This window comes from Methanofastidiosum sp., from assembly GCA_020854815.1.
Taxonomy (GTDB): Archaea; Methanobacteriota_B; Thermococci; order Methanofastidiosales; family Methanofastidiosaceae; genus Methanofastidiosum.
Map to the genome: position 1 here is coordinate 1 of JAHKLW010000070.1, position 3,038 is coordinate 3,038.

Here is a 3,038-nt window from a genome sequence, read left to right on the forward strand (position 1 = left end):
AAGATTTTGAATATATTTGATCTTGAGAGCTACTGGTCAAAAATCTCTAACGATGGATCTCCAAATGCCTTAGAGATAAGAAAGGCTATAGAAATTTTAGGCCTTGACCGTGTTGTGGCTTCAGATGACTTTATCGTTTCTCCATCTGAGGAAAATGTCTACAAGGTTTTGAAGCTCATAAAGATGGGGCGAGAACTAAATAGGGACTAATAATGAATTATTTTGGTAATAATTCCACTCCATTAATTTTATAAATTAAACTATAATGATAAACTTTAGGGCTGGTAGCGCAGTGGAAGCGCACTCCCTTGGCATGGGAGAGGCCGTGGGTTCAAATCCCACCCAGTCCACTTGATTTTTTTTATCATTCATTCTTTTCCAATTAAATTTTAATATACCAAAAAGAAAATAACTGTGTGAATCAATCAAAGAATCTATTATCAAAAATATTCTACGGCGGGGAAGACCCAAGCGATTATGGGTTAGGATATCTCCACTGGGTCGAGAAACGGCCAACTTTAAGATATATCCGGTGCAGTGACATCTCAAATTTTGATAGTGGAGGGATACACTTTGAAACAACTACCATTCCATTCCACAGGATAAAACTGATCTTTAATAAAAATGGGGAAACTCTCTTTAGAAAGGATGTCGAAGGGCTCCTTATTTCAATCCCCAAGGATCTTTTTATTTAGGTTTAGCCCCGCCGTACACTGCAAAGTTGTAGTACTTCCACACGATGTCAATGTCTTTAAATCCAATATCCTTTAGCCAAGAAATCTGGTCCAAAAGTATTTCAGGCCGATCTTCTTTGTGGTGTTTGGCCATCCATGTATCCTCTATTTCTTCCCCGGGTAGACTCTTAGACATGAATTCTTTCCATTTCGATATGTATAGCTCGTGAAGAGTCTTATTTGAGCCTAAAATAATATCTGCATTGTAGAATACCCCTCCCATCTCAAGAGCATCAAATATTTTACTATAGAAATTTATTTTGTCTTTTTTTGTTTCTAAATGGTGCAGTGCTAAAGAAGATATAATAGCGTGATACTTTTTATCAAAATCAAATTTTGTAATGTCTTTTAGGTAGAAAGTGACATCCTTATATTTTTTCATTCTGACCTTTGCTTGAGTTATCATATTCTCAGCGAAATCAAGACATGTGAGCTTTGAGTTAGGAAACCTTTCCTTAATGTTCATTGAAACGTATCCAGTACCACATCCAAGATCGATTATATTTATTGTTTCGGTATCCTTGAAAGGTATTGCGGAAACTAATGCCTCAATCATTTGATTATAATTTGGAACTAATTTTAGGATAATACTATCGAATTCAGAAGCTTCTTCTTCAAAGTGCTTTTTTACACCTTTCATGATTAATATTAAAGCTTCATATTAATTAAGTTAATGTTTAAAAAAAGAATAAAAGAAAAAAATATTTAGTTTCCTCTGTGGTAACTTCTTGAGTTATTCCTTCTGCTTGATTGTCTTCTGTTGTTGTTGGAATATCTTCTTGGATCTTGGGAATATCTTTCATTATCTGCTGTGATTGCCATAATCTTTTTCAAGTATGGTCTTTCTACACTTTCAATTGTAAATGAAGGATATGTATCCAGAATTTTTGTAAAGTTATTGTAATCTCTGTCTGTCAATAGGTTTATTACCTTCCCGGATTCTCCAGCCCTTGCTGTTCTCCCAATCCTATGGACATAGTCGTTAGAATCGTTTGAAATGTCGTAGTTATAGATGTGGGAAACGTTGTCGATGTGAAGTCCTCTTGCTGCAACATCTGTGCATACTAAAACAGCAGATTTAGAATCGTTGAATTGCTTAATGTTTTTTGTACGCTTATTTTGCGTTAATCCTCCGTGGATTGCTATGGCTTTTATGTTATTTGCCCTAAGGTTTTTTACAACATAATCTGTCGTGTTTCTCGTGTTGCAGAAGATCATTGCAAGTTCTGAATTTTCAGTTTGTAATAGATGTACGAGAAGTGACAATTTCATGTTTCTTGGTATATCATAGTAGACCTGTTTAAGTTTTTCTGGATCTACCATTCTTTCTGCTGTTACACTGATTGGCTTAATCATATACCTGTTGGCCAATCTTGTAATTTCCCTTGAAATGGTTGCAGAGAAAAATAATGTCTGCCTGTCAGTTGGACATTCTCTTATGATTTTCTCAACATCTTCTAAAAATCCCATGTCAAGCATTCTATCTGCTTCGTCTAAGACTAAGATTTTGACTTTTGAGAGATTAATTGTTCCTCTTTGGAGGTGATCCATTAATCTGCCCGGTGTAGCTATTACTACTTCAGCTTTTGGGATATCCCTAATCTGCTGACTAATTGAAACTCCACCATAGACAGAAATAATCTTTAGATTTTTCTGACTTGAAATTTCCTTCATGGAATCCTTTACCTGTTCTGCAAGTTCTCTAGTTGGGGTCAGGACCAATGCCTGCACTCCTCCTTTTGGATTTACTTGCTCAACTATACCGCATCCAAAGGCCAGTGTTTTACCTGAGCCTGTTGCTGATTCTCCAATTATGTCTTTACCTGCCATTATGTCTGGTATTGACTTTATCTGTATCTCTGTAGGAGTGTTAAATCCTAGTTTTTTTATGGCTATGAGTAGCTGATTACTTAAGCCTAAGTTTTCAAAATTCATTTATTTACCTCTTATAAATTCAGCATTGCCCTAGAAAAAGCGAAATGTTCAAAATTGAGCAAGTGCCCTCTCAAAAATAGTAATGCTCTTGTACCTAAGGGACTAAAATCTCTTTATAAGTGTTTCTGATATGAAAAATTAAGAATTATAAAAAATAAAGAATAATTTAAGGTACTATGAGGTCAATCTGTATTGTGTCGAATACGCCATTGTTAGAATATGCCATCATCGTAACCTTGTATGTGCCAGAAGGAACGTTAGGTCCAACTTCAAATGTCGCTTGATAAGTTCCTAGATTGTGTGCTTTGATCTTTTGAGTATCGGGTGTTAAGGTTAAATTTACTCCTTGGGGTAATCCCATGACCTTTA

5 protein-coding genes and 1 tRNA gene are annotated in these 3,038 nt (G+C 35.5%); 3 read left to right on the top strand and 3 right to left on the bottom strand.

The window, feature by feature from the left end; translation table 11 throughout:
* From KO464_08905 to KO464_08915, 3 genes are all read left to right on the top strand, one after another.
* On the top strand, positions 1-210 hold a 210-nt coding region (locus tag KO464_08905; protein MCC7573492.1), incomplete at its 5' end, for a hypothetical protein.
* Positions 211-278: 68 nt separating this feature from the next.
* Positions 279-350, top strand: a tRNA-Ala gene (locus KO464_08910).
* A gap of 66 nt (positions 351-416) precedes the next feature.
* The gene (locus tag KO464_08915) at positions 417-695 is read left to right on the top strand and encodes a DUF504 domain-containing protein (GenBank protein ID MCC7573493.1); all 279 of its coding nucleotides are present in this window, start codon (positions 417-419) and stop codon (positions 693-695) included.
* On the opposite strand, the gene KO464_08920 is transcribed toward KO464_08915, so the two are convergent.
* From KO464_08920 to KO464_08930, 3 genes are all read right to left on the bottom strand, one after another.
* The gene (locus KO464_08920; GenBank protein ID MCC7573494.1) at positions 688-1,374 is read right to left on the bottom strand and encodes a methyltransferase domain-containing protein; all 687 of its coding nucleotides are present in this window, start codon (positions 1,372-1,374) and stop codon (positions 688-690) included. The two genes, KO464_08915 and KO464_08920, sit on opposite strands and share 8 nt — an antisense overlap.
* Positions 1,375-1,439: 65 nt before the next feature.
* Complete coding sequence (locus KO464_08925; protein ID MCC7573495.1) at positions 1,440-2,669, bottom strand: DEAD/DEAH box helicase; 1,230 nt, start codon at positions 2,667-2,669, stop codon at positions 1,440-1,442.
* Between the two features lie 166 nt (positions 2,670-2,835).
* Positions 2,836-3,038 (bottom strand): hypothetical protein (locus tag KO464_08930; protein MCC7573496.1); only part of this gene is annotated, 203 nt, incomplete at its 5' end.

Excerpts from the sequence above, each read along its gene's own strand:
- KO464_08925 (MCC7573495.1), bottom strand. The coding sequence starts at position 2,669 with ATGAATTTTGAAAACTTAGGCTTAAGTAATCAGCTACTCATAGCCATA.
- KO464_08920 (MCC7573494.1), bottom strand. The coding sequence starts at position 1,374 with ATGAAAGGTGTAAAAAAGCACTTTGAAGAAGAAGCTTCTGAATTCGAT.